Origin of the sequence: Epibacterium ulvae (assembly GCF_900102795.1) — a bacterium.
GTDB classification, from domain to species: Bacteria; Pseudomonadota; Alphaproteobacteria; order Rhodobacterales; family Rhodobacteraceae; genus Epibacterium; species Epibacterium ulvae.
In genome coordinates this window covers 179,325-204,267 of the sequence record NZ_FMWG01000003.1, presented here as the reverse complement: position 1 = coordinate 204,267, position 24,943 = coordinate 179,325, and the positions used below count along the sequence as shown (strand labels likewise).

Sequence of the window (24,943 nt, the reverse complement as noted above, 5' to 3'; positions counted from 1 at the left end):
GAGGCGAGCATGAGCAAGCGTAGCATTTTTGAAGAGGTGGATAGCACCAAAGCTGAGGCATCTGCGATTGTCCCCGGGCTATTGGACCGTGGACGCGATGGCGCGCGTGGCGCAATTCGGATTTGGCTTGGCATCCTGTTTGCCTTTGTGGTGGCGATGATTGTCGTGGGGGGGCTAACCCGTTTGACCGACAGTGGTCTGTCGATCACGGAGTGGCGTCCCGTCACCGGTGCTATCCCTCCTCTTTCAGAGGCGGAGTGGCAATCTGAATTTGAAAAATACCAACAGATCGACCAATGGCAGATTGAAAACCAATGGATGGGCCTGTCAGACTTTAAAGAGATCTACTGGTGGGAATGGGGGCACCGCCAGTTGGGCCGCGTTCTGGGATTGATCTGGGCGCTGGGGTTCTTTGGTTTTCTGATTGCCCGGAAAATTCCAACAGGTTGGACTGGTAAGCTGCTCTTACCGGGGGCGTTAGGTGCTGTTCAAGGAGCAATTGGCTGGTGGATGGTTGCTTCAGGCGTGACCTCTGGCGAAGGTATGACATCGGTCGCCTCTTATCGCTTGGCCACGCACCTTGGTATTGCGTTTTTGATCTTGGGTTACATTTCTTGGTTCATGTTCCAACTTGGTCGCAGTGAACGTGATCTGATGCAGGCACGTCGCGCAAAAGAAGCAAAGATCTATGGCATGTCGACTGGGCTTTTGCATTTTGCAATGCTTCAGATCCTACTTGGCGCGCTGGTCGCTGGTATTGATGCAGGACGATCTTATACGGATTGGCCGCTCATGGGCGGGCAAGTTTTCCCACCAGATGCGTTTTCAATCGAACCTCTTTGGCGGAATTTTTTGGAAAACCCGGGCCTTGTTCAATTTATCCACCGTGTCTCGGGTTATCTGCTTGCCATTTTTGGTGTTGTGGTCTGGCTGCGCGGTCGGCGTAGCGCACACGGTGCAACGCGGTTTGCGTTTAATGCTGTGATGGCTGCGATGACGCTACAGATTTTACTGGGTATCATCACAGTTCTGCAGGGGGCACCCTGGCAGAGTGCAATCTTGCATCAGCTTTTGGCAGTTGTGTTTTGGGTCTTGATCCTACGTGCGCGTTTCTTGTCAGCTTACCCGATAACCACGTCTATTAAGGATCAATGATATGACAGCCTTTGCAGAGCTTATGGCGTTTCAACGCGAAACTGAGGCATTGGGACAGATTGCTGGGCGTCTGGGTTGGGATCAAGAGACGATGATGCCACGGGGGGCGGCGCCACAGCGTGGTGAGGAAATGTCAGCAATGGAGGCGGTGCTGCACGCGCGCCGTTCGGATCCTCGCATCGCGGAATGGTTAGAGGTCGCTGAAGCAACGGATGCAGTAGAACAGGCTTATTTGCGTGAAATTCGACGTTCTTATGAGCGCACGTGTAAGGTGCCTGCAGATCTTGCTAAAACGCTGGCACGCGTCACATCCGAAGCTCAGGGGCGTTGGGCGCAGGCCCGTGCCGACGAAGATGTCGCCACGTTCGTGCCCGTATTAAAAGAAGTGGTCGCACTGAAGCGTGAGGAGGGGCAGGCGCTCTCTGACGCGGATGGTGATGTCTATGATGCGATGGTGCAGGATTATGAAAAAGGGACGACTGCTGCAGAAATTGCCCAGCTTTTTGATGCGCTGCGACCCGGTTTGGTCGATCTGCGCGGACGCGTTTTGGAAAAACCACAAGCCAAAGGGGTTCGTGGTCATTTCGATGCGGAAAAACAGCTGCAACTGACAGAAAAGCTTGCGCAATCCTTTGGTTACCAGATGGACCACGGTCGTATTGATAAAGCCGTGCATCCATTTTGTTCTGGCGGTGGATTAGATGTACGAATTACCACGCGAACCAGTGACGACGATCCGTTTAACTGTATTTATTCGACAATCCATGAGACCGGACACGCGTGCTATGAGCAAAATATCGATAAGGCATATCTGTTAACCCCGCTTGGGAGCGGGGTTTCCATGGGGGTCCACGAAAGCCAGAGCCGGATCTACGAAAACCAGTTGGGACGCAGCCGTGCCTATACCGGATGGTTGTTTGAACAGATGCGCGCGCGTTTTGGCGATTTTGGAATTGATACGCCAGAAGCGTTTTATGCCGCCGTCAATGCGGTGCACAAAGGTTATATCCGTACAGAAGCGGATGAATTGCAATATAACCTGCATGTTATGCTCCGCTTTGATTTAGAGCGTGCGTTGATGCAAAGCGATCTCGAGGTCGAAGACCTTGAAGCAGCATGGAATGACCGGTTTGAAGCTGATTTTGGATATGCGGTCGATAAACCATCCAACGGTGTTTTACAGGATGTCCATTGGTCTGTAGGCTTGTTTGGTTATTTCCCGACCTATAGCCTTGGGAATGTCTATGCGGGTTGCCTTTATCAAGCGCTTCGGCGTGACGTGCCTATGTTGGAACAAGACCTTGCCAATGGTAAAACAAGTGGCGCAACATCATGGTTAAAAAACAACCTACAACAGCACGGCGGTTTGCGTATGCCAGTTGACACGATTGCACATGCCACGGGGGAAGAGCCGAACCATCTTCCGTTGATGACATATCTGGAACAGAAATTTTCTGAACTCTATGATCTCTAGTCAGAATTAGATTTGGCCACTACACGAAATAAGCAGCGCTGCTAAGATGTAGCGCTGCCATATCTCTAGATCAACGCCATGCGTTCGGCCCGTTCTGGATCTGGGAAAGGGCGGTATAAGCCAACATCAGTGGTTGCGATCAGGTTGGAGACGTTTGCATAAAGACGTTCAACCTCTTCGTCCTGTTCCCCAAGAACACGAAATGCCTGATCCAGCTGTGTCATATTCTCAAACTCAATTTCCAGAATGAAATCACGGTCTTTGTCACTGGCGAGGTGCAATTTACGCCGCATCAAACGCCACGAAAGGACTGTGCCTCGCTCTTGCAGATAAGACATCCATTGGTCGATGGCATTTGCAAACACCAGCGCCTTTGCTTCGTGGCGCAGATCAATTGAGCAATGGTAAAGATTCATCGGACGCTCCAGCGAAAGATCAGATCTTTCTACTTTAGCGTGAATGAGTTTCAGCAAGGTAAATTGCTTTGGGTTTTTAAAACGCTGTGCGCAGCCCGTAATCTTTGAACGCCGCCAGCGTCTCTTTGATTTCGCTCTCGCTCAAGATATGCGGTGCTCCGATGGATAGGCTGGTCGCATATCCTTTCGCAAGTGTTTCAAGTTCAACCATTCGCCACAACGCACTGTCTAGGGTATCGCCAACGACCACTGCACCATGGTTTGCCATTAAACAGCCACTGCGGTTTGCTAAGGCTTTAGTGACCGTGCCGGATAGCGCATCGGTGCCAAAGAGCGCGTAATCTGCTACTGGGACAGTGTCTCCACCAAAGGCAGCGATCATGTAATGGCAGGCTCGGATCTCTTGTCGGTTCATAGCAAGCGCTGTGGCATAAATGGGATGTGCATGAACAACCGCTTGCACATTTGGTTTGGCGCGCAAAATATCCCGGTGAAATCGCCACTCGGAGGAGGGCTTCACTGTGGTTTTTGGGGCGTTTTCAGCCGAAAGCGGTAGCGTTACAATCATCTCAGGTGTCATTTTCTCATAAGGGATACCTGAGGGGGTTATCAGCATCTCGCTCCCTATACGTACTGAGATATTACCTGACGTTCCCTGATTGATGCCGCTGTTATTCATTTCGAGACAGGCATCGATGATTGCTCGTCTTAAAATGAATGTGTCTTTGTAAGTTGATGATACCATTTAGAGTTTATGCCAGATCTGGAAACAGATCGCACAGGCCTTCTTCCGATGCTTCACAAATACCGCGTTCTGTTATTAAACCGGTTACAAGCCGGTTTGGCGTGACATCAAAGGCAGGGTTGCCACCAGAAGTTTCAAGTGGCGTCACTTGTGTCACATCAATTGTGCCATCTTCCATTCGACCTTGAACATGGGTGACTTCGCGTGCGTCGCGTTCCTCTATCGGAATTTCTTTCACACCGTCGCGGACAGTCCAATCAATGGTCGGTGATGGTAAGGCGACATAAAATGGAACGTCATTATCTTTTGCTGCTAAAGCTTTGAGGTACGTACCGATTTTATTGCAAACATCCCCTTGGCGCGTGGTTCTATCGGTTCCTGTGATTACTAGATCAACCTGTCCATGCTGCATGAGGTGCCCACCTGCGTTGTCTGTAATGTAGGTGTGGCTAATCCCGTGACTGCCAAGCTCCCAGGCGGTAAGCGCGCCTTGATTGCGTGGGCGGGTTTCGTCGACCCAGACATGGATAGGTACCCCGGCGTCGTGCGCGTGATACATTGGGCTTGTTGCTGTGCCCCAGTCAACGGTCGCTATCCAACCGGCATTACAATGGGTTAGCAAGCGAACTGGTTCACCTTCTGGTTTGTTCTTGGCGATGTCCATGATCAGTTTCAAGCCGTGCTCACCAATGCGGCGGTTGATTTCGACATCTTCATCAGAAATCGCGTGCGCAAGAGACAAGGCGGCATTGGCACGTGCGTCGACTGGCAGTGGCAACAGTGCTGCACGGCATCGATCCAGTGCCCACTTAAGATTAATCGCAGTTGGCCTGGTTGCGTTTAACTGGTCCCAAACTGCATTCAAATGTGCATCACTCGCGTCCAATCGTGCTGCAAGCGCCATGCCATAGGCCGCCGTCGCTCCGATCAATGGCGCACCGCGTACACGCATCTCGACGATTGCATTTGCATAGTCGGACAGCGTATCAAGTTGTTGAATACAGAAATCATGAGGCAACCACCGTTGGTCGATGATCTGCAACGCGTCTTTTGAGTTATCCCACCAAAGTGAGCGGTAATGTGTCCCGTTGACCTTCATGCGGCTGTCTCCAGATTTGCATAGATCCGTTTGGTCCTTGGAAACGGTGAAACCTTGTTAAAGTCAAGTAGAGAAGCCTATTCGTAGCCTGTCATTTCAAGATAACCTGCGCCATTGTGGCTTCCTGTTACGGTTACGGGGCCTTCCCAATAGGAAAAATTTGTTCCCATCCAAGCATTTGGGTTCAGTGCTTTAACTTCTACTGACAGGTCTTTCTCTGGCAGCTCGACCTGCCAATGTGTTGGAATTGTACGACCCTGAACATCGTGGATATGCAGAGGTTGTGCGATAAATGCACCGGGCGCTAAGGGTGTTGGTTCTCCACTCGGACTGATCCATGTGCCTGAGGTGAAATTCTCTTTTTCGCCCCGCAAGACAAAGCCCATAAGTTTGGCGCCAGTGTCAAACCTTAATGAAAACCAATCCCAACCTGTTTGATCGGCTGACAACGGCTGGCTTGACCACTCCCGGTCATACCATGCGTTGCCCTGAACTGGGATCCGCTTGTCTCCAAATTGGATATGTCCTTTGGCGTCAAAATGGGGCTGCGAGTAGTAATGGCTGGCTTGCCCGTCCGCGGATTTGATCGAATATCCGTCTTGCCCTTGAAGGACTAGAGGACCAGTTTCTAACAGCTTAAGATCGTAGGAAAAACCTGCAGAGGATGCATGAAGCGAATAGGTTCCTGTCTCTTTTGACTCTGCCAATTGCCAATGATCAATCCAGGCAGAAAATGGGGCGCTTTCCACACCGGCCTGCCCGATGCCGCCGCGCGCGATGCGCTCTGCAAAAACATGATCTGTTTCTGATGTGGCCGCGGCATGTCCCATCCAGATATGTGGCGTATTCCAACCTTTACCGTCGTCTGTGGACGTGGCCAGTCGAAACAATGTCCACTGCACGCCATAAGGGTTTTGCTGTTCATCTTTCAAAGTTGCAGTGAGATACCACCATTCGATTCTGAAATCTGGATGTGCGCCATGATCTTTGGGAAATGTGAGCTGGGTGTTCGGATCAGGAACCGCAAATCCATCTGCTGTGGTGCCCAGCCCAGCAAATCCTTGCGCGTGAGCAGGGGTTGAAAGAAAGCTCGCAATTATAATCAGTGTTTTAGCGTTCATTGTTGAAAACCTTCAATAACGTGCTGGGCGCCAATGACCGCAGACGGCCCGCTGGAATAAGAGCTGCAAGCAATGCGGCAAGTATCGAGAGGCACGTCACCTTGACCCACGATACAGGCGTTGCATGGAAAGGAAGCTTCCATCCGAAAGCCTGAACGTTAATCACGTTCAGAAGCGTCCAAGCCAATACGAGCCCGAGAGGGATTGCCAAAATTGCGACCAATGCACCTAAGGCAAGGCTGCGAATAATTTCATAGCGAGCAAGTTGTTGTGAAGGGATGCCCATAGCCCAAATGGGCGCAATCTGCGGTAATCGCTGGCTCCACATGGATAAAAAACTGGTAAGCAGCGCAAAGGCTGCTACGGAAAGCGTCAGCACGTTCAGCGCGTTTGTTATGAGAAAAGTCTGATCAAAAATTGCCAGTGATCGCGTCCGTAAACTATTTTGATCCAAAAATTGCGTTTGGTGGATCCCAAAGTTTTCAGTTAGTCCGTTGATTATGTCTGGTTTTTCGATCTTGTTTAGTAAAATCGTAAAACTTGGTATATGCGTTGGCTTATCCGACAGAAGCAATTGCTTCTGCGCCATAACCATTTGAAATTGCGTATTTCCATAATCTGGATAGACGCCTAAAATAGGCTGCGAAAAATGACCGGTAACCAACTGATCGCCGGGCCATAAATCCAATCCATAGGCCATTTGTTCGTTGATCATGATGCCTTGGCCCAGGTGAAATGTTGGCCATGCCTCTGTTTGTTTCGCTATCAGGGGCCAGTTTTCTTCGTAAAATGGGTGATCCATTAAGCCGTAGACAGACACCAGATGCCCGTTGATTACAGTTTCTGATGTCATCAACGGTAGTGCTGTGGTTCCTTGGTCGGTAAGCCAGCTTTGGATGTGGTTGGGGGCACTTTTTCCCTCCAGTCTCACGTATAAATCAGCGGTGAACCGTTGTTCTAGCCACGAAATTAAGGTCAAACGAAAGCTGGAGGTCATTGTTTCTACGCCAATATTTGTTGCGACAGCCAATAGAAGTGCCATTAAAGGAAGTGATAGCATATGGAGTTGCGCACGTAGATCGGACCAAATCCAAGCGGAAATACCGGGCTGTGCACGATCAGTTAGGGCAGAAATTACTTTTGACAGGATCAATGGCAGCGCGAGCGCTGTACCAAGCATTAACGCGCCCAAGAAAATAAAGCCGCCGATAAGGGTGTTGGTGGTGAGCAGGACGACGGTACCCAAAAAAAGAAGCACGCCACCTATGATGGCACCACGGTTGCGAATGCGTTGAATATGCTGACTGCGTGCGAACAACGCCGGACTTTGAAGGATCGGTAATTTCGCAACCAGATACAGACCTCTCGCCCCAGCGAGCAGGCTACCAAAAACTGCAATTGCCAATCCAGATAAAACCCAATCAGAGCGCAGTTGCAAAACACCTGCAATATCCGCCCCATAAAGCCCCTGTAGGGTGCCGCTTACTCCAGGCATCAACAGGCTTGCGAGAACATAGCCTATACCGATCCCACTGCCTCCAGCGATCAATGCAAACAGGAGCATCTCACAGCCTAGGGCAGTAATTAGAACCCATATTGGAACTCCGAGGCATCGCAGCGTGCGAAACAGTCCACGCCTTTGTTCAAGTGCAAGGTTTATCATACTGTGAACAATGAATAACCCTACAACAAACGAGAGGAATCCAAATGCTGTAAGGTTTAGATGAAAACTCTCGGTCAGGGTGCCTGTGTCCGTGGATAACGCGGGACGGTTGATCTTCAAGCCGGGTATCAATGTGTCGATACTTTTTAGATTGGGCAATTGCTCTTGTGCGAGCAGTAAATGATCAAGCGGTGTGGTCGAGAGGCCCAACGATGCAGCTTGGCTAAAGTCTGTGATTATTACATTGTCTGGAAGGGCAGTATCTAAAGAGGTTTTTATATCTAGATCAAGGGCTTCAAGCCTATTTCTCGTGATGTAGTTTGCCCAGACAAGAGGTTCTGTTGTAGAGGGCTGACCACTTGGTATCATTTCTGTGCGCCGCGACGGGTGTGAGAGAATATCAATCAAAATTACTGAGATATTAGCAGTCTGAGGCAGATTGAATTGGGCGACCGGGCTTACGTCCCAGCCCTTCCGACGTAGTACGACATAATCCGCCAACTGTAACGCACGTGTAACATGTGTGATTGTGCTATGGTCATTTAAGGACAGCTGTGCACTGGCGCGGTCATAGCTTGCACGTGCTTCACTGTTGATGGCTTGAACTGCGGACCAGAGCGCGGTTGCAAGTGCTAAACCAAAGATCACTGTAAAGAACTGTATAGGCGACCGATACCAATAGCTGATGATGGTTCTAAAGCTTTGCCATATAAGTCGGTGTTTTTCTTTCAAAGTCATTTACTTATCAGACCTTGTTTAAGATGAATTTGGCGATCTAGGCGATTTGCTATTTGGGTTGAATGCGTGACAAGAAACAAAGCCGTTGAATGCTCTTTCACCAGTTCTTGCATAAGATCGATAACTTCAAGACTGATGCTTTCATCCAAGTTTCCCGTTGGCTCATCTGCCAATAGTAGAGCAGGTTTAATCGCCAGCGCACGCGCAATAGCAACCCGTTGCTGCTGCCCACCAGAAAGCTGCTCAGGATAACGATTTTGTAACGTGGACAGCCCTAATCGATCAGTTAACGCACCGCACCAGTCGATATCAAACTGATCTCCAATGCGTGCGTGTAGCTCTATATTTGCTTGTACAGTGAGTGAGGGAATGAGATTAAATTGCTGAAAAACAACAGAAATAAATTTTCTACGTAACTTGGAAAGTTCAAAATCTGTTAGGTTATCGTACCGCCGACCATCAAGCGATATTTCTCCATCATCGCATCTGTCAAGCGCCGCCGCCAAATGCAGAAGCGTACTTTTGCCAGACCCACTTTCTCCGGTCAGCGCTAAGCTGCTGCCGCGTTCCAGCTGCAGCGAGATCCCGCGCAATACAGCCGTATCTGCTGTTTGTCCGTCAAATCGTTTTGTCACATTTTTCAGGATAAGAGCCATCGCAATACGGCCTCGCTGTCAATTCAATCTACGTCACTGTGAAAGTCACTCAGCCCAAACACAATTCAAATTGATGTTGGTGCGACCATTTGATCAAAGTAGTTGGGCAGTGAAAGACGTAAAGGATAAGCGAAACAAATGCTCTATTTAGCAAGCGCATTGGTCGAGGCGGCGCGCCGGTTTAACGCTAAGAACAGTTGGGTGCTGAGCAGCCATATCGCTATGTCGATGATGCTTGCGCTGTTTCCGTTTGTTTTGTTTACCGTTGCCTTGGCAAGCGCATTCACAGATCTCTTTTCGCAAACCATGAACAAGGATGAAGTGCTTGAACTGATCTTTGGTGCGTGGCCACAAACTGTGGCTGATCCCATCGTGCGTGAAGTCAAAGCTGTCTTGCAAGGCTCATCTTTAAGCCTTGCGACATTTGGTGGGGTCTTTGCCGTGTATTTTGCGTCAAATGGTGTGGATGCGATCCGCCTTGCAATAGTATCCGCCTACCATGAGACGGAAGCTCGACCGTTTTGGTTAAGCCGTATGATTTGCGTTCTTCTGGTTATCGCTGGCGGGATCACATTGTTGAGCGCAGTGGTGTTTGAAGTTGTATTGCCATTTTACGCGCAAACGCTGTCAGGCTATTTGCAGGATCTCGCCCCGATTGTGAATTGGCAGTTGGGAGCAGGATGGGAAAACGGGTTGAATGGGATACTGGTCATGACCCTGCCTCTGATTGCGGTCGCCGTATGTCATTTGGTTCTTCCAGTCCAGCGTCCTAAATGGATTTGGATATTGCCGGGGGTGGTTTTAACCTATCTTTTGTGCTGGCTCGCAAGTGCGGCGTTTTCTGTATACGTAAGCCGCTTTGCTGAATATTCCACAACCTACGCTGGGCTGGCTGGAGCAATGGCAGCTCTTGTATTTCTATACCTGAACGCAGCGATCTTGATCTTCGGAGCTGAGTTCAACGGCGCATTGATGGATCAAAACCGTGGAGAGAGGCGAGAATAATTGAATTCTTTTCCGTCTCTCCGTCCCTGAGTATATGGTGGCTGATATGTCTTAGTGAGGAATTTATTATGTGCCGTTGGGCCGCCTATATTGGGTCTCCTGTTTATCTGGATGAGGTCGTCAGCAAGCCAGAGCACTCATTGATTGAGCAGGCAATGCTGTCTTATGAAGCCAAAACGCCGACCAATGCAGACGGGTTTGGGATAGCTTGGTACGGAAGCCGAAAAGAACCTGGCATATACAGAGATACACATCCAGCGTGGTCTGATCCCAATTTACGGTCTATCACACACCAGGTTAAGTCGCCTTTATTTTTTGCACATGTCCGAGCGTCTACGGGAACTGCAACAAGCCACAATAATTGTCATCCATTTTCGCATGAGTGCTGGTCCTTTATGCACAACGGTCAGATTGGCGGATTTGAAAGTTTTCGCAGACGTGCAGATATGATGATCCCTGATGAACTCTATTCAGCGCGTAAAGGGACAACGGACAGTGAAGCCCTGTTTTTGATCGCCATTTCTGAAGGGTTATTTGATGATCCGAAAGGTGCGATGCAGCGAGCTGTGGGGTGTCTCGAGGCGTTAAGTCGCGAACATGGGCACTTGCCACATATGCGGATAGGGGCCGCCTTTACCTGTGGGCAAAAGCTGTTTGTGGTACGATACGCGTCTGACGCCTTTGCGCCAACTGTTTATAGTATGAAAAACGAGGACGGGCAGGGGCATCTTGTGGTTTCAGAACCGCTTCATAAAGGGGACTGTTGGAAGGCTCTCCCACCCGAGAGTTTTACGACCTTTGAAGGCGGTGATAGCCAAGTTGAAGGTTTTTCACCAGTGATTTAAATAAGAAACAGGCCATCCCAGAAATTAGGATGGCCTGTTCTGCATTCAGATTTTACGCGTTGGCTTTTGCCATCCGTTTCCGCTCATGCGGGTCAAGATAACGCTTGCGCAAACGAATTGCGTTGGGGGTTACCTCCACCAACTCGTCGTCATCAATGTAGGCAATCGCTTCTTCCAGGCTCAGCGTCATTGGTGTGGTAAGGCGTACCGCATCATCCGTCCCTGAAGCGCGAACGTTGGTCAGTTTTTTACCTTTCAGCGGGTTCACTTCCAAATCGTTTTCACGGCTATGTTCACCAATGATCATCCCTGTGTACACATCAGCTTGTGCACCGATCATCATCTTGCCGCGTTCTTCCAGATTCCACAGAGCAAACGCAACTGAGGTGCCGTTTTCCATCGAGATCAGAACACCAGCACGACGGCCGGGAATTTTGCCTTTGTGCGGAGTCCAGCCATGGAATACGCGGTTCAAAACACCAGTGCCGCGGGTATCCGTTAGGAATTCTCCGTGATAGCCAATCAGACCACGTGAAGGAACATGTGCGATAATGCGGGTTTTGCCAGCACCTGCGGGCTTCATTTCTACCAATTCACCTTTGCGGTGACCGGTTAGCTTTTCGATGACAACGCCGGAATATTCGTCGTCAACATCAATCGTGGCTTCTTCGACAGGCTCCATACGCACGCCGTCTTCTTCCTTGAAGAGAACCTGCGGGCGTGAAATCGACAGTTCAAAACCTTCACGGCGCATATTTTCGATCAAAACACCCATCTGCAGTTCGCCGCGACCGGCGACTTCAAAGGCTTCACCACCGGGAGTATCAGTGATTTTGATCGCAACGTTTTGCTCGGCTTCTTTCATCAGGCGATCACGAATAACGCGCGATTGAACCTTTTTACCATCACGGCCTGCCAATGGGCTGTCGTTGATGCCAAATGTAACGGTAATGGTTGGCGGATCGATCGGCTGTGCGGGCAGGGCTGTTTCAACGGTTGGATTAACCAGAGAATCCGCCACTGTGGCTTTCGTCATACCCGCGATTGAGACGATATCGCCTGCTTCAGCCACATCAATAGGCTGTTGCTGCAAACCACGGAACGCCAGCACTTTGGTGCAGCGGAAGTTTTCGATTAGCTCACCTTCACGGGTCAGGGCCTTGAGGCTATCACCCGCTTTGAGTGTACCGCTTTCAACGCGACCTGTCAGGATACGTCCCATGAAGGGGTCGGATCCCAGCGTGGTTGCCAACATCTGGAAGGGTTCTTCACGTTTTGCGATCTGTGCAGGTGCAGGTACGTGATCAACGATCAGATCAAACAGCGCCGAGAGATCTTCGCGCGGTCCATCCAATGTCATATCGGCCCAACCCGAACGGCCAGAGGCATACATAGATGGGAAATCCAGCTGCTCATCTGTTGCGTCGAGGTTCGCAAACAGATCAAAGCACTGATCCAATGCACGATCGGGTTCGCCATCGGGCTTGTCGACTTTGTTTACAACCACAATAGGTCGCAGACCCAAGGCAAGTGCTTTGGAGGTTACGAACTTGGTCTGAGGCATCGGGCCTTCAGCCGCGTCCACCAGCAGTACAACACCATCAACCATGGACAAGATGCGTTCTACTTCGCCGCCGAAATCGGCGTGGCCGGGGGTGTCAACGATATTGATACGGGTATTTTTCCATTCAACCGAGGTCGCTTTGGCAAGAATGGTAATACCGCGCTCGCGTTCCAGATCGTTGCTGTCCATGGCCCGCTCAGCCACAGCCTGGTTCTCACGGAAAACACCGGATTGTTTTAGAAGCTCGTCGACCAGGGTTGTCTTACCGTGGTCAACGTGGGCGATGATCGCAATATTGCGCAGGTCCATGACGTTAGCCTTTTAGAGGAAGTTGCGCCGCCCATAGCGCGAACCGCACCAGAAGGCCAGCAAAAAGGCGTCTTTTAGATGCATTGTGCTTTTGACTTTTAGCCGAACGTGATTGCGGGGAATTAAACGTATTGGTTCGCCCAAAAACCGAAGAAATCCCAAGTCACGATAAGCTACCGTAAATTTTTGTGGACTATTGTCCTTCTTATGAAGACCAAATCGCTCAATATACTGTTTCCCTCCATTGCGACGTTGATTGTTGCTGCAAGCCCGATTGCCGCTCTTGTCATGCAGCCCGCGCCTAAGCCGGGAGGCGTTGCGCTTGTTATTGCACCACCTTGGAGCAGAGATATTAGCGAGATCATAGAGCGAGCACAGATTGCTGAAATTTCTCCGGTCCGCGCGCCCATGGGAGTGCTGGTCGAAATCGAGAATTCACAAGATATTCGTAATCTACGCGCGCATGGTGCGTGGCTAGTTCTAAATGGCGCTCGTGTATTAGAACTTTGTGCGGTCTAACTCGTACACCATCCTAAGAAGAGGATAACCGGATGGACAAAAATGAACGAAATATCCAGCAAATTGCCAGTTGGCTGCTGATACCTGGTCCAACCTTGGCTGTAACCTTTCTTAATGAGGCGCTGCCTTGGTGGTCCATGTTGCCAGCAAGTGCGATATTGGGTCTGATGGCTTATGGTGCAAAGTTTGCCAACGATCGCTTGCGTGATTTTATTATTAGCTTTTGTCTAGTGAGCCATTGCATTTTGCTGACATTGGCTTTTCAGGGGCATCCTTGGCAGCTTGATACGCATATGATGTTTTTTGCTGTGCTTGCGATTGTGTCCACCATCGGTAGCCCTGCCGCACTTTTGTTCGCAACTGCGCTTATCGCGGTTCATCATTTGTCTTTTTCGGTCTTATTGCCTCAGTTGGTGTACCCAAGCGGGAGCATTGTAGAAAATCTACAGCGAACAACTTTACATGCTGGGATTATCGTTCTGGAGGCAGCTGTTTTGCTTGTCAGCATGTTGAAAAAAATAAATGCAGATAAAGCCTTACAACGCGAGCAGGAGCTTGCAAAAGCGAAAACTAAAGCTGCTGAAGTTGCAGAAGCTAAGGCGCTGGAAAGTCAGCAAGATGCCAATCATGTGGTAGAAGTCTTTGGCCAGCACTTGTCGCAGATGTCACAAGGTGATCTGGCGTGCCCAATCGAGGAAAGCTTTCCCGGCGAGTACGAGAAGATTAAACAAAGCTTCAATACGCTTAGCGATAGTATTTCGGGCAGCATTGGAACGGCGGTGGATGCATCTATGGAGTTCCGCCAAAACGCAGAAGAGCTTTCTGGATCGGTTCAAAGCCTTGCAACGCGTACCGAATCTCAAGCTGCGGCGCTTACAGAAACCACTGCTGCCCTTCAGGAGTTGAGCAGTTCGGTGCAAGACAGCGCGACCGATGCAGGCAAGGCCCGTGACAATGCACGTAGCGCGCGTGATAGCGCGGTGGACAATGCCAACGTAATGAAAACTGCGGTGTCAGCGATGGTTGAAATCGAGGGGTCTTCTTCGGAAATCTCGACCATTATTACTGTGATCGAAGATATTTCCTTCCAGACCAATCTTTTGGCTCTCAATGCAGGGGTGGAAGCTGCCCGTGCGGGTGAAAGCGGCCGCGGTTTTGCCGTCGTTGCCTCTGAGGTCGGTGCGTTGGCACAACGTACTGCATCTGCGGCGAATGAGGTCAAACAGCTCATTGAGAAAAGTGCGCGACAGGTTTCTGAAGGGTCAAACCTTGTGAACCGTGCGGGGGAGGCATTGCGGGATATCGAAGCAAAGGTTCAGGAAACCAGCACATTGATCGATAATATTTCCAGCACCTCGGAACATCAGGCCGTTGCTCTGCGTGAGATGGCAGACGCACTTGGTAGTTTGGATTCCTCTACGCAGACAAATGCCGCAATGGTGGAAGAAATGGCGGCGATGGGTTTGCAGATGAACAACAAAGCTGTGTCGCTTGGTAAAACACTCAACGTATATCGGGTTAATCCGGTTGCGGTTTCATACGAGCGCGGTGCTGCATAATTTAGCGCTCCTAGATGTAAAAATAAAAAGGGGTCACTTATCATGGTGGCCCCTTTTTTCCGCTTTCACAAGCTATGGAGTATGGCCTTCGTTTTGATTGTCAAAAGATGGTTAGATTCTGATTTGGTTATAGCTCATCATTTTCGGGTTGGGTTGTTTTTTGCAAAACCACTTTAGGTGTTGGGAAACTGCCCTCAAATTCATTCACTACGCCGCTTTCAGGGTCGTCACTCCATCTGGGTGTTGAACCTAACTCTTTTGCAAGAGCCTCCAGATTCGCGTCAAAATCACCATGATCGATCCAGAGCTCAACTGTACCACCCTCTCTGAGTGTGCGTGCAATTTCGTTGACATTGTGATCCGTCAACGGCGCGCCTTGCATCGTAAAATGATCAACTGTCTCGTCTCTAAATGGATAAGGCGGGTCTTCGCTCCACGAAGAAACCTGCACCAGATTCGGGATCGCAATATCTGGATTTTGTGAATCATATGCTTGAGCGTTAAGATTCAGCGCGGTGGTGAAACCGGAGGTCACACCACCGGCTTCATGAAAGCCCTCGCCTCCGATGTCGATATGAAGCCGTGCCCCCTCAGAGAGGCCTAAATCTTCTCTTGAAACGAATTGGCTTGCATCTGTTGTGGCTGGCACTCCGACCCGATCGACAACCTTTTGGGTAAGATTCTCTAGGTCTACGGGTGTTTCTATCGATGCAATATCGAGTGGAATCGAAAATTTATTCATAAATTCCGCTTGTTGGCTATTGCTGGTCTCTGCAAATATAGATTTTTGTGTATTAAAACTATTTGTATGATTTTGCGCACTGAGATCTGGTTTGCTTAATTGTGGCATGGTCGGTGGATTTGTACGCGCTGTTGCAGCAGTCAGCAAAGCCAAGCCCATTACGTTTTTTGGAGAAACCTTCATAGAGCAGCGCTTTCCTCGATTAAACTCGTCACATCAATCAGTGAAGCGTTTCTAGGGATTCAACCAATAAATATATTTTATGCACGCACGTTTTTGCTGAAAAGGTGCAAGTTTTTTCTAGTAATAAGAGTATTTTGGAGAAGATTGGCACGTCTCTACTCGGCCATAGGATAACGAGATTGTAGAGTTGAAGCAGATTACTCTGCTGGCGATGATTGGTGTTTGCAAGCGCGCCACACCCTACTAAGAAATCATCGAGGAACGATGATTTCTGTGAGGTTTGTTCATTTGACTGTCAATGCACGTTTGCTTGGAACCATTTTTGTACAATCGGTTTCATATATGCCCAGACCGCTGGCGCTCCGTTTTCGACCTTGCGGCCAACGCGCTCATTTAATTGAGCCATACTTACATTATACTCGACCCAGCTGCCTCCCCCATTTGCCAGATTGAGCGTCAATGGCTGTACGCGATCAATAGCTTTGGCAAAACGCGCATCCTCGCTTTCAGCTGCTTCAAATTCACGCCAGATTTGTAGGAAAGCAGTTCCTTGCTCTGCGGGGAGTAAGCCAAATATACGCGTGGCTGCTGCATCCTCACTTGCTTCTAAAGCAGCGAGATCCTCGGCTGAGATTTTCCCATGGATCGGAGTATCACCCGCGTCAATTTCAACCAAGTCATGTAAAAGCAGCATCATTAGGACGCGGTTTAGGTCGACGGGCTGTTCTGCATGTTCGGCCAAAACCCAAGCATATAGCATAATGTGCCAGGAATGTTCAGCTGAGTTCTCATGGCGTGACCCGTCGCACAGTTTAGAGGCGCGATAAATTGATTTTAGTTTGTCTGCTTCGTTCAGGAAAGCCAAACGTGAAAGCAAGGTTGTGTTCCCAGAGGCAGCATTCCCATCTAGCATGTTCAGAACAAGCTGATAAACCTCTGGAAAATCGTCTTTGAGACGCATTGAACGCCCATTTAGAACTGCTTCACGACAGATCCTGATGTGTTCCTGGCTTGGTGTATCTGCAAAGACAACCTGTGTCAGGGGTTGTGTGAAATCCAAGACCTTTGCAAAGACAGCATCGGCAGAAGTCGCGGCCTCAAATTCCTGCCATAAGGACAGAAACGCCTTGCCTTGCGGTTCGGGGAGTTGTCCAAAAATACGCATCGCTGCCTTTTGTTCAGCCGCTGCGATGGCTTTCCAATCGGTTTGAAGGTGAATTGGGTGGTCGCCAACATCTATTTCAACCACGTCATGGAGCAAAAGCATTTGCATCACACGGGTCGGATTGATCGGTCTTGGGGCGTAATCTGCCAACGTCAGAGCAAAAAGTGCAAGATGCCAGGAGTGCTCTGCGGAGTTTTCTTGCCGCGAACCGTCCAGTAATCTGTTGTTGCGTTGTACGCCGCGGAGTTTTTCAATGTCGTTTAAGAATTTGAACTGATCATCAATATCAGGTCTCACAGAGGTCCCTTTGCTTCTGCACGCTCGATCTCGGCCTGAAGCGTTGCGATCTTGTTTTCCAAAAAAGAACGTGCCTTGCGTTCGGCGAGGTGAACGCGAATTTCTGTTAAAAAAGCTTCTTCGAGTGTTTGCGAGGAGGTGGCCAAAACCTGGGCCACCTCCATATAAAGACGGTCTTCGCCGGTCGCGTCCTGGATCTTGAGCGTATCCGTCGCGAGCTTCTCAGCTAACCGATCTAAAGAGCTCATCAGCGTGAGTTTTCCGTTAGACGACGCTTTACATAGTCAGAGACGGAGCCAACCATCGTGTCCATATGCTGGTCTTGGAAGAAATGATCCGCACCTTCGACCTCTTCATGGGTGATGGTGATCCCTTTTTGCTCATGCAGTTTGTTCACCAGTCCTACAGTATCAGCAGGCGGTGCAACGCGATCTGCGCTTCCATTGATAATCAGACCTGATGACGGGCAGGGCGCAAGGAATGAGAAATCGTACATGTTTGCAGGGGGAGCGACCGAAATGAAGCCGGTGATTTCTGGACGGCGCATAAGCAACTGCATTCCAATCCAAGCACCAAAGGAGAAACCAGCGACCCAACAGTGTTTGGAGTTGTTGTTCATCGATTGCAGATAATCCAGCGCTGAGGCTGCATCAGACAATTCGCCAACACCTTGGTCATATTCGCCCTGGCTGCGCCCCACTCCGCGGAAGTTGAACCGCAAAACGGTAAAGCCCATGTTGTAGAATGCGTAATGCAGGTTGTAGACAACCTTATTGTTCATCGTCCCGCCAAACTGGGGGTGCGGATGCAGCACGATCGCGATGGGCGCATCTTTTTCTTTTTGCGGGTGATAGCGGCCTTCTAGGCGACCTTCGGGTCCGGGAAAAATGACCTCAGGCATGGGCGGTTGGAATCCTACTCTCGATTTACAGAAACGGAACGACGGATATACTTGACGAATTCCCTCGGTCAGTTTAGAACAGTTCTAAATTGGTGAAGCGAGCACACCCGAAACACCGTCAAGATGAGATACGCAGAGTTCTGCGCAAGGTCAATTTTTTTCGGTCCTTTTAATTTGCCGCAATTCAGAGGAGGCCGATAGGCATGAAGCTTTCGACAAAAGGAAGATATGCGATGGTCGCCTTGACGGATATCGCAATGCAGCCCAAGGACACCTTGGTTGCTTTGGGTGATATTTCGAAACGTCAAGATATATCACTGGCTTACCTTGAACAGTTGTTTGTTAAATTGCGTCGCGCAGAACTGGTTGTCTCAGTACGTGGTCCTGGTGGTGGCTATCGTCTTGGCCGACCAGCGTCGGAAATTCGGGTGATCGATATTTTATCTGCGGTCGAAGAGACGCTTGATGCAATGCACAAGGGCGCTGGCGCCTCTGGCGGTTTGTCTGGCAGTCGGGCACAATCTTTGACCAATCGACTGTGGGAAAGCCTAAGCGCACATGTTTACGTCTTTTTACATCAGACACGATTGTCAGACGTGATCGAAAACGAACTGGCACCCTGTCCGGCAGTGCCGAACCTGTTCAAGGTCGTTGACGACTAACGGTGATAAGGTTTCTGTTTAAATGAAGCGTATTTATCTGGATCACAACGCTACGACGCCACTGCGATCTGAAGCGAAGGTGGCTATGATTGCGGCAATGGAAGCGGTGGGTAACCCCTCTTCTGTGCATGCTGAAGGGCGTGCGGCAAAAGCCATCATTGAACGCGCACGTCAGCAGGTGGCCAGTGCTTTTGGTGCGGACGGTGCGGATGTTGTTTTCACATCGGGATCAACCGAAGGGGCCGCATTGGTTATGGGGGCACGGCAGCTGCATGGAGCAGCTGTTGAGCATGATGCGATCCGTGCTTGGTCTATAGAGGATTTGTCTGTTGATACTGCTGGAAAGGTTCAAGTGTCTGATCCTGAAATTTCCACGATGCAGCTGGCGAATTCAGAAACAGGTATCATTCAGGTTTTACCGGAAGGGCTTGCATTGACAGATGCAACGCAAGCTTTTGGTAAATTGCCGGTCGCTTTCAACTGGATGGGAACAACGGCTGCTTTGATTTCAGCACATAAGCTTGGTGGTCCAAAGGGTGTTGGGGCTGTGGTGATGAAGCGCGGGACAGATCTACCCGCTCAAATCAAAGGTGGCGGCCAAGAGATGGGGCGGCGCTCCGGAACTGAAAATGTGATTGGAATCGCGGGGTTCGGTGCCGCAGCGGAAGCAGCAGTTCGTGATTTAGAAGCTGGTGTTTGGAAGAAAGTTGAACAATTTAGAAATATTCTAGAATTGGCCCTTGTAGAAGGTGAATCTAAGAGTATTTTTATCGGGAAAGATATGCGGCGCCTGCCAAACACGCTGTGTTTTGCCACTCCGGGCTGGAAGGGAGAAACACAGGTGATGCAAATGGATCTTGCTGGATTTGCGATCAGTGCAGGCAGCGCTTGTTCCAGTGGTAAAGTGCGTGCGAGTGCCGTTTTGACGGCCATGGGATATTCCGAAGAGGTTGCGCAAAGCGCCATTCGTATTTCCCTGGGGCCTGAGACAACAGAAGAAGATGTATTGCGGTTTGCGGAAACGTGGCTGCACAAAGAAAAGAAACACCGCGCCCGCATGGCGTGATGATGTTAGGAGATGACCATGGCCGCTTTGGACCAGACCCAAGTCAAGGATGGTGTTGATCAGGAGACCGTGGATGCGGTGGCTGCGATCAGCACTTATAAATACGGCTGGGACACTGATATTGAAATGGAATACGCGCCCAAAGGCGTGAACCCTGATATCGTTCGCCTAATTTCCGAGAAAAACGAAGAACCTGAGTGGATGACCGAATGGCGCCTGCAGGCTTTTGAACGCTGGGAAAAGATGGACGAGCCTGATTGGGCGATGGTGAATTACCCTGAAATTGATTTTCAGGATCAGTATTATTATGCCCGTCCCAAGTCGATGGAGGTCAAACCCAAGTCGCTGGATGAGGTCGACCCCAAGCTGCTGGCCACATACGAAAAGCTTGGCATCCCTTTGAAAGAACAGATGATTTTGGCTGGCGTCGAAGGCGCAGAAGATATGCCAGCAGAAGGCCGTAAAGTAGCGGTTGATGCAGTGTTTGACTCTGTGTCTGTTGGCACCACCTTTCAGGATGAATTGAAAAAAGCAGGCGTGATTTTCTGTTCAATCTCAGAAGCGATCAAAGAGCACCCAGAGTTGGTCAAAAAATATCTCGGTACCGTGGTTCCTGTGACTGACAACTATTACGCGACGCTTAACTCCGCTGTGTTCTCGGATGGTTCATTTGTTTACATTCCGCCAAACACACGCTGTCCAATGGAACTGTCGACTTATTTCCGCATCAACGCGGAAAACACCGGCCAGTTTGAACGCACGTTGATCATTGCCGATAAGGGCTCATATGTGTCTTATCTTGAAGGGTGTACCGCGCCCCAACGTGATACAGCGCAGCTGCACGCCGCTGTGGTTGAGATCATCGTCGAAGAAGATGCTGAGGTGAAATACTCAACCGTTCAGAACTGGTTCCCCGGTGATGAAGAGGGCAAAGGCGGTATCTATAACTTTGTGACCAAACGTGCGGACTGTCGCGGTGATCGGTCTAAAGTGATGTGGACGCAAGTCGAAACCGGCTCGGCCGTGACTTGGAAATATCCTTCCTGCATTCTGCGTGGTGAGGAAAGCCAAGGTGAATTTTATTCGATCGCGATCACCAACAACTACCAGCAGGCTGATACGGGCACTAAAATGGTGCATTTGGGCAAAAATACGAAGTCGCGTATTGTTTCCAAAGGGATTTCGGCAGGCAAGGCACAAAACACCTATCGTGGATTGGTATCTATGCACCCAAAAGCGAAGGACAGCCGGAACTATACCCAGTGTGACTCATTGCTGATCGGTTCAGAATGTGGTGCGCACACCGTGCCTTATATTGAGGTCAAGAATAACTCCTCTCGTGTGGAGCATGAAGCGACCACATCCAAAGTGGATGATGATCAGCTCTTTTACTGCCGCCAGCGTGGCATGGACGAAGAGGAGGCCGTGGCTTTGGTCGTAAACGGCTTCTGCAAAGAAGTGTTGCAAGCGCTGCCAATGGAATTTGCTATGGAAGCACAACAGCTTGTGGCGATTTCTTTGGAAGGTTCCGTTGGCTAATGGCCGGACCGTGGACCTCAGGGAAAGGACCCCAGAAAATGATCATTACCACCACAAACTCGGTCGAAGGCTATCAGATCGCTGATTACAAAGGGATCGTGGTTGGCGAGGCGATCATGGGTGCCAATGTGGTTCGCGATTTCTTTGCCTCAGTCACCGACATTGTGGGTGGACGCTCTGGTGCTTACGAAAGCAAATTACAGGATGCTCGCGAGACAGCTTTGGCCGAACTGGAAGAACGCGCTACTGCGATGGGTGCCAATGCCGTCGTGGGAGTGGATCTCGATTACGAAGTTATTGCCGACTCCATGTTAATGGTCTCGGCCAGCGGTACCGCAGTGGTGCTGGGATAAAATGACCCGCTCACTTTTTGCGGGAACCAAGACATCCGGGGCCAAGCCCCGCAGAATAAGATACGAGGAAAAAATGCTCGAAATCAAAAACTTGCACGTCAAACTTGAAGAAGAGGAAAAGCAAATCCTCAAAGGCGTGGATCTGACGGTTGAAGCTGGAAAAGTTCACGCAATCATGGGCCCGAATGGCGCTGGTAAATCGACGCTGTCTTATGTGCTGTCGGGTCGCGACGGTTATGAAGTGACCGATGGCGAAGCGGTGCTCGATGGGACTGATTTGCTGGAAGCGGAACCAGAAGAGCGCGCAGCGGCGGGGCTGTTCCTTGCGTTCCAGTATCCCGTGGAAATTCCCGGTGTTGGCAATATGACCTTTCTGCGCACCGCGTTGAACGCGCAGCGCAAGGCACGCGGTGAAGAAGAACTATCCGCAGGTGATTTCCTGAAAGAAGTTCGCGCAAAAGCAAAATCGCTGAAGATCGATGCCGACATGCTGAAGCGTCCAGTTAATGTTGGATTTTCTGGCGGTGAGAAAAAGCGCAACGAAATTCTGCAAATGGCTATGCTTGAGCCAAAAATGTGCATCTTGGACGAGACCGATTCTGGTCTTGACGTTGATGCAATGAAACTGGTTGCAGATGGTGTAAACGCGCTGCGTGATGCGGGTCGTGGGTTCTTGGTTATTACGCATTATCAACGCCTTCTGGACCACATCAAACCTGACGTTGTTCACATCATGGCGGATGGTCGCATTGTCAAAACCGGTGGTCCCGAGCTTGCACTGGAAGTGGAAAATAACGGCTATGCGGATATTCTGGCTGAGGTGGATGCATAATGGCTTTGCCTGAAATGAAACAATCAGCAACAGATGCGCGTCTGGGCACGTTGACATTGCCCGAAGGTGGATGCCTTTCGACGGCACGTCATGCGGCTTTGTCACGCGTTCAGACGATGGGCTTGCCAACGCGTCGGGATGAGTATTGGAAATACACCCGCCCCGATACACTGGTGAATGCAGAACTTGTCGCGGCTGAGGTCTTCACCTCAGATGAAGCTCCCATGTTTGATGGGTTTGATCGTCTCAAGATCGTCTTTGTGGATGGTGTGTTTGATGCTGACGCTTCGGACGACTTGTCCCTTGAAGGAATAACTGTTGAACGTCTAATAGATCTGGAAGCCAAAGACATACATTGGGCGACAGATCTTTATGGTGTATTAGAAGCACGGGGTCAGACGCCAGTAGAACGTCCTTTGGCAGCGCTGAACACGGCCTTTGCCGCGGACGGCATCGCGATCCATGTTACAGGAAAACCTTCCAAGCCGATTAGCTTTATTTACAAGCATTTAGATGCGAACTCTGATTCCATCTTGCATCATATCGTCCGTGTTGACACGGGTGCCGAAGCTACGATTTTGGAAAATGGTCCAGCGGCCGCGCGGTTTAACAACGTCATGGAAATTGACGTTGCTGATGGTGGTAAGCTGCATCACGTGCGCGCGCAAGGTCGTGATCACGAGCGTCGCGCAGCAACCCATGTGTTTACCCGTTTGGGAGCGGAATCTGTCTATAAATCGTTCACTTTGACTGTAAATGGCGTGTTGACCCGCAACGAACAAGTCATTGAAATAAATGGGGATGATGCAATCGCGCATGTTGCAGGCGCCTGTGTTGGAGATGGTGAATTCCATCACGACGACACGGTCTTTATCACCCATGATGCGCTTAATGGTGAGAGCCGTCAGGTTTTTAAAAAGGTATTGCGCAACGGGGCGACTGGGGTCTTTCAGGGAAAAATCCTTGTAAAAGAAGGCGCCCAGAAAACCGATGGTTATCAGATTTCTCAGTCCTTACTGCTGGACGATGACAGTCAGTTCCTCGCGAAACCAGAGCTTGAGATCTACGCCGATGATGTAGCCTGTTCACATGGGTCAACATCAGGTGCGATTGATGAAGAAGCCCTGTTTTATCTGCGCTCTCGCGGTGTCTCTGCATCTGAAGCAACCGATCTTCTGACCTTGGCGTTTTTAGCTGAGGCGGTTGACGAAGTGGAAGACGATGCAATTGCAGAAGCTTTGGTGAACCGGCTGGAAGGCTGGCTGGCACGTCGTCGCTAATGGCGGTTACGACTGATATCCTTGCCACCTACAAGGCGCCGCGTCAGGTCATGGCGCGGCTTCTTCAGATGGGAGCTCATGAAAGTCGCTTGCTGGCCTTTGCAATGGGCGGATGTGCGTTGATGTTTATTGCGCGCATGCCCTCGCTGGCGCGTGATGCCCATCTCAACGGGACCGACCTGAATGCTGATATGGGCGGCGCACTGATGGGTTTGCTGTTTATGCTGCCTTTGGTGCTTTATACGCTTGCGCTAATCATGCACGCGATTGCGCGTCTTTTTAAAGGGCAGGGTGGTAGCTATCAGGCCCGTCTTGCTTTGTTTTGGTCGATATTAGCGGCCAGCCCTTTGATGCTGCTCAATGGTTTGGTTGCTGGTTTTATTGGCCCAGGTGTGGAACTTAGTTTCGTTGGTGGCTTGTGGTGTGCTGCAGTTTTGTGGTTTCTGGCCGCATCTATGCGTCAGGCTTATTGGACACGCCCATGAATCCTATGACTGAATTCAAGCCACTTGTGGCGTTGACATTAAAAGAACCAATCGAGGCCGTGCAGCAGTTGCTGGGGCAAGATTTCCCAAAAGCCGCCATTTGGAGCGGTTTTCTTTTGGTGCAAGTGCTCTTTACAATGGTGTTTGTGGTGCAGGACATGGTTCTGCCAATGCCCGACATCAGTATGATGGCGCTTGTCTCGCCGCAGGCGCATCTAGGTGCGTCCATTTTACTGCAGCTTGCCTTTGCCACAATGATCACGTTCTGTGGTCGCTGGCTGCAAGGCTCAGGGACATTTTTGCAGGTTCTGACCTGCATGGCTTGGCTGCAGTTTTTACAGGTGATCGCCTTTGGAATTCTTACAGTCTTGATGCTGATTGCGCCTGCTTTTGCAAACTTGTTGAGCTTGGGTGTATCAGTGTTTGCATTCTATTTGTCACTGCATTTTGTGAATGCAGTGCACAATCTTGGCTCACTGTGGCGCGCATTTGGTGTGATCTTGCTGGCCGGACTTTCAATTATCTCGCTCATTTTCGCGCTCTTGGCTCGTGTGTACTAGGATATCTCTC

General features: G+C 50.1%; 25 protein-coding genes. 14 read left to right on the top strand and 11 right to left on the bottom strand.

Annotation, left to right across the window (positions count from 1 at the left end; genetic code table 11):
* Positions 1-9: 9 nt before the first annotated feature.
* Positions 10-1,155, top strand: coding sequence for a heme A synthase (gene ctaA / locus BLP79_RS05975; protein WP_090217287.1), 1,146 nt, complete (start codon positions 10-12; stop codon positions 1,153-1,155).
* A gap of 1 nt (position 1,156) precedes the next feature.
* The gene (locus BLP79_RS05970; RefSeq protein WP_090217284.1) at positions 1,157-2,629 is read left to right on the top strand and encodes a carboxypeptidase M32; all 1,473 of its coding nucleotides are present in this window, start codon (positions 1,157-1,159) and stop codon (positions 2,627-2,629) included.
* 65 nt (positions 2,630-2,694) lie between these two features.
* On the opposite strand, the gene BLP79_RS05965 is transcribed toward BLP79_RS05970, so the two are convergent.
* From BLP79_RS05965 to BLP79_RS05940, 6 genes are all read right to left on the bottom strand, one after another.
* Positions 2,695-3,045: a DUF6614 family protein gene (locus BLP79_RS05965; RefSeq protein WP_090217282.1), complete on the bottom strand. Its 351-nt coding sequence runs from the start codon at positions 3,043-3,045 to the stop codon at positions 2,695-2,697.
* A 76-nt stretch (positions 3,046-3,121) separates the two neighbouring features.
* Positions 3,122-3,790, bottom strand: a complete 669-nt coding sequence (locus tag BLP79_RS05960) for a class II aldolase/adducin family protein (protein ID WP_090217280.1) — start codon at positions 3,788-3,790, stop codon at positions 3,122-3,124.
* A 7-nt stretch (positions 3,791-3,797) separates the two neighbouring features.
* Positions 3,798-4,889, bottom strand: coding sequence for an S-methyl-5-thioribose-1-phosphate isomerase (gene mtnA, locus BLP79_RS05955; protein WP_090217278.1), 1,092 nt, complete (start codon positions 4,887-4,889; stop codon positions 3,798-3,800).
* 77 nt (positions 4,890-4,966) lie between these two features.
* The gene (locus BLP79_RS05950) at positions 4,967-6,010 is read right to left on the bottom strand and encodes a lipocalin-like domain-containing protein (RefSeq protein WP_090217276.1); all 1,044 of its coding nucleotides are present in this window, start codon (positions 6,008-6,010) and stop codon (positions 4,967-4,969) included.
* Positions 6,000-8,174, bottom strand: coding sequence for an ABC transporter permease (locus BLP79_RS05945; protein ID WP_170830454.1), 2,175 nt, complete (start codon positions 8,172-8,174; stop codon positions 6,000-6,002). The genes BLP79_RS05950 and BLP79_RS05945 overlap by 11 nt, the downstream gene beginning before the upstream one ends.
* Before the next feature lie 233 nt (positions 8,175-8,407).
* Entirely contained in the window at positions 8,408-9,067 is a 660-nt protein-coding gene (locus BLP79_RS05940) for an ABC transporter ATP-binding protein (RefSeq protein WP_090217272.1), read from the bottom strand.
* 138 nt (positions 9,068-9,205) lie between these two features.
* Here BLP79_RS05940 and BLP79_RS05935 point away from each other — a divergent pair, with 138 nt between their 5' ends.
* On the top strand, positions 9,206-10,072 hold the full coding sequence (locus BLP79_RS05935; protein ID WP_090217270.1) for a YihY/virulence factor BrkB family protein: 867 nt from the start codon (positions 9,206-9,208) through the stop codon (positions 10,070-10,072).
* A 68-nt stretch (positions 10,073-10,140) separates the two neighbouring features.
* Entirely contained in the window at positions 10,141-10,917 is a 777-nt protein-coding gene (locus tag BLP79_RS05930; protein WP_090217269.1) for a class II glutamine amidotransferase, read from the top strand.
* Between the two features lie 52 nt (positions 10,918-10,969).
* Here BLP79_RS05930 and typA read toward each other — a convergent pair whose 3' ends face one another.
* Positions 10,970-12,790: a translational GTPase TypA gene (gene typA, locus BLP79_RS05925; RefSeq protein ID WP_090217267.1), complete on the bottom strand. Its 1,821-nt coding sequence runs from the start codon at positions 12,788-12,790 to the stop codon at positions 10,970-10,972.
* A gap of 207 nt (positions 12,791-12,997) precedes the next feature.
* On the opposite strand from typA, the gene BLP79_RS05920 reads away from it, so the two are divergent.
* Both BLP79_RS05920 and BLP79_RS05915 read left to right on the top strand, forming a co-directional pair.
* Positions 12,998-13,309, top strand: a complete 312-nt coding sequence (locus BLP79_RS05920) for a hypothetical protein (protein WP_090217265.1) — start codon at positions 12,998-13,000, stop codon at positions 13,307-13,309.
* 32 nt (positions 13,310-13,341) lie between these two features.
* Positions 13,342-14,868, top strand: coding sequence for a methyl-accepting chemotaxis protein (locus BLP79_RS05915; protein WP_090217263.1), 1,527 nt, complete (start codon positions 13,342-13,344; stop codon positions 14,866-14,868).
* 127 nt (positions 14,869-14,995) lie between these two features.
* Here BLP79_RS05915 and BLP79_RS05910 read toward each other — a convergent pair whose 3' ends face one another.
* From BLP79_RS05910 to BLP79_RS05895, 4 genes are all read right to left on the bottom strand, one after another.
* Entirely contained in the window at positions 14,996-15,793 is a 798-nt protein-coding gene (locus tag BLP79_RS05910; RefSeq protein ID WP_090217261.1) for a hypothetical protein, read from the bottom strand.
* Between the two features lie 295 nt (positions 15,794-16,088).
* A complete protein-coding gene (locus BLP79_RS05905) occupies positions 16,089-17,255 on the bottom strand; it encodes an HD domain-containing protein (RefSeq protein ID WP_090217259.1) in 1,167 nt (388 codons plus the stop codon).
* Positions 17,252-17,503, bottom strand: coding sequence for a hypothetical protein (locus tag BLP79_RS05900; RefSeq protein WP_090217256.1), 252 nt, complete (start codon positions 17,501-17,503; stop codon positions 17,252-17,254). The genes BLP79_RS05905 and BLP79_RS05900 overlap by 4 nt, the downstream gene beginning before the upstream one ends.
* On the bottom strand, positions 17,503-18,156 hold the full coding sequence (locus tag BLP79_RS05895; protein WP_090217253.1) for an alpha/beta hydrolase: 654 nt from the start codon (positions 18,154-18,156) through the stop codon (positions 17,503-17,505). The genes BLP79_RS05900 and BLP79_RS05895 overlap by 1 nt, the downstream gene beginning before the upstream one ends.
* Before the next feature lie 203 nt (positions 18,157-18,359).
* Between BLP79_RS05895 and iscR the strand changes: the two genes are divergently transcribed.
* The 8 genes from iscR (at position 18,360) to BLP79_RS05855 (ending at position 24,933) form a co-directional block, all read left to right on the top strand.
* Positions 18,360-18,818: a Fe-S cluster assembly transcriptional regulator IscR gene (gene iscR, locus BLP79_RS05890; protein ID WP_090217251.1), complete on the top strand. Its 459-nt coding sequence runs from the start codon at positions 18,360-18,362 to the stop codon at positions 18,816-18,818.
* Between the two features lie 22 nt (positions 18,819-18,840).
* On the top strand, positions 18,841-19,884 hold the full coding sequence (locus BLP79_RS05885; protein ID WP_090217249.1) for a cysteine desulfurase family protein: 1,044 nt from the start codon (positions 18,841-18,843) through the stop codon (positions 19,882-19,884).
* Between the two features lie 18 nt (positions 19,885-19,902).
* On the top strand, positions 19,903-21,423 hold the full coding sequence (gene sufB, locus BLP79_RS05880) for a Fe-S cluster assembly protein SufB (protein ID WP_090217248.1): 1,521 nt from the start codon (positions 19,903-19,905) through the stop codon (positions 21,421-21,423).
* A gap of 38 nt (positions 21,424-21,461) precedes the next feature.
* The gene (locus tag BLP79_RS05875; RefSeq protein ID WP_090217246.1) at positions 21,462-21,776 is read left to right on the top strand and encodes a YbjQ family protein; all 315 of its coding nucleotides are present in this window, start codon (positions 21,462-21,464) and stop codon (positions 21,774-21,776) included.
* Positions 21,777-21,849: 73 nt separating this feature from the next.
* Entirely contained in the window at positions 21,850-22,608 is a 759-nt protein-coding gene (sufC, locus tag BLP79_RS05870; protein ID WP_090217244.1) for a Fe-S cluster assembly ATPase SufC, read from the top strand.
* A complete protein-coding gene (locus tag BLP79_RS05865) occupies positions 22,608-23,888 on the top strand; it encodes a SufB/SufD family protein (protein ID WP_090217243.1) in 1,281 nt (426 codons plus the stop codon). The genes sufC and BLP79_RS05865 overlap by 1 nt, the downstream gene beginning before the upstream one ends.
* Positions 23,888-24,373, top strand: coding sequence for a YIP1 family protein (locus BLP79_RS05860; protein WP_090217241.1), 486 nt, complete (start codon positions 23,888-23,890; stop codon positions 24,371-24,373). Before BLP79_RS05865 ends, BLP79_RS05860 begins: the two co-directional genes overlap by 1 nt.
* On the top strand, positions 24,370-24,933 hold the full coding sequence (locus BLP79_RS05855; RefSeq protein ID WP_090217240.1) for a YIP1 family protein: 564 nt from the start codon (positions 24,370-24,372) through the stop codon (positions 24,931-24,933). Before BLP79_RS05860 ends, BLP79_RS05855 begins: the two co-directional genes overlap by 4 nt.
* Positions 24,934-24,943 lie beyond the last annotated feature (10 nt).